The sequence below is a fragment of the Polaromonas sp. P1_G2 genome, from assembly GCF_056405515.1.
On sequence record NZ_JBFUBY010000944.1, the window covers coordinates 1 to 502 of the forward strand.

General features: G+C 60.8%; 1 protein-coding gene. It reads right to left on the reverse strand.

The features are described 5' to 3' along the window. Positions 1-451 (reverse strand): DNA topoisomerase (locus tag AC1D0P_RS28465; protein ID WP_477679801.1); only part of this gene is annotated, 451 nt, incomplete at its 3' end. Positions 452-502 lie beyond the last annotated feature (51 nt).

Here is a 502-nt window from a genome sequence, read left to right on the forward strand (position 1 = left end):
AGTCATACTCGACATATTTGGTGAAGAAGTTTTCCAGGAAGGCCGTGACGATACGGCCCTTGGAATCGGGGATCAGCTTGCGCTTGTCGATGGTCACATAGCCGCGGTCGCGGAGCGTCGCCAGCGTCGAGGCATAGGTCGATGGGCGGCCGATGCCGAGCTCTTCCATCTTCTTGATCAGGGTCGCTTCCGAATAGCGCGGCGGCGGTTCGGTGAAATGCTGACTAGCGTCGATCTTTTCCTTGGCGAGCGCCTCGTGCAGCCGGATTTCCGGCAGGCGGCCATCCTCGTCCTCGGCGTCGTTATCCTCTTTTTCCTCGCGCTGGTCGGTATAGGCGGCGATGAAGCCGTCGAACTTGATCACCGAACCGGTGGCGCGCAGGCCAGCGGTGCGGCCGCCATTGGTGGCGGTGATCTCGACGGTGGTGCGCTCGAAATCGGCACTCGCCATCTGGCTGGCAATGCCGCGCTTCCAGACCAGGTCATAAAGGCGATATTGATC